Annotated in this window: 1 protein-coding gene; it reads left to right on the top strand. The window is 61.4% G+C overall.

The annotated features are described in order from the left end of the window. Positions 1 to 186 precede the first annotated feature (186 nt). The gene (locus tag ACQZ40_RS25700) at positions 187 to 1,125 is read left to right on the top strand and encodes an IS110 family RNA-guided transposase (protein ID WP_125147053.1); all 939 of its coding nucleotides are present in this window, start codon (positions 187 to 189) and stop codon (positions 1,123 to 1,125) included. Positions 1,126 to 1,143: the final 18 nt, after the last annotated feature.

The raw sequence follows: 1,143 nt of genomic DNA, 5'->3' as shown, positions 1-1,143 counted from the left end.
CTTGTGTGGACGTATTGTGGTTTACTTGATGCATAGGCCGGGATGCGCATCCCGGCCTATGCAGGCAGGCGGCCGTATTTCCGGACTGGTTTACGCAGCCGAGATCAAGCAAGGCCCTGCCTGCTCCCTTTGACCCCGAACGGTTGATCGGGCTTTCGCCCGCACCACAAGCCTGGGAGCAAGGCCATGATACCGGAACTTCTCTTCGTCGGCATCGACGTTTCCAAAGCCCGCTTCGATGTTTTCGTCTATCCGGCCGGCAAGCGCTGGAGTACCGGCAGTTCGCCGACACAGATCGGCGCTCTCGCGAGCCGCCTTCTGGGGCTCGGACCGGTCGTCGTCGGACTGGAGGCGTCCGGCGGTTATGAGCGCAGGCTGGCCGACAGCCTGCATGCGGCAGGCCTGAAGGTCCATATCCTGCCGCCCGCAAGGGTTCGCAATTTTGCCAAAGCCATGGGGCAGCTGGCAAAGACCGATATGATCGACGCTGCCGTGATCGCCCGCTATCTGGCAACGGTACACGCTCACCTCACTCCATATGAACCAAATCCCGTGCGCAGTCGCCTGAGCGCGTTGGCGGCCCACCGGCGCAGGCTGGTCGCCGAAAAGAGCGGTCTGACGAGCCAGCTCGATACCATCGAAGAGCCGCTGGTGCGCGACATGCTGGAGGTACGCCTGCGCATCATCGACACGGACATCGCCACTCTCGACCGCGCCATGCGCGATCTGCTCAAGGCGACGCCCGGCCTGCGAAAGCGCCACGACAGAATGTGCAAGGTCACCGGCGTCGGCCCGGTGCTGGCCACCGCGCTCATTGCCGATCTGCCTGAACTCGGCACTGTCTCTTCAAAGGTCATCGCCGCTCTTGTCGGCGTCGCGCCGCATGCGCGTCAATCCGGCTCATCAAACCGACAGGGCAAATGCTCCGGTGGCCGCAAGCATCTACGCGACATCGCCTATATGGCCGCACTCAGCGCCATTAAGGTCAAAGACCCCGTTCTTGGAGCCTTTTATCAGCGCCTGCGCAGCAAGGGAAAACCCTTCAAACTAGCCATCGTCGCAACAATCCGGAAGCTCGTCACTATCCTCAACGCCATCGCAAGGACAGATCCAGCATTTGCTTGATCATCCACGGTTGCTTGA

The sequence above is a fragment of the Agrobacterium sp. 16-172Ci genome (genome assembly GCF_053522725.1).
Note: the sequence above shows the minus strand (reverse complement) of the source record. Positions and strands in the feature narration are given on the sequence as shown.

Excerpts from the sequence above, each read along its gene's own strand:
- ACQZ40_RS25700 (WP_125147053.1), top strand. The coding sequence starts at position 187 with ATGATACCGGAACTTCTCTTCGTCGGCATCGACGTTTCCAAAGCCCGC.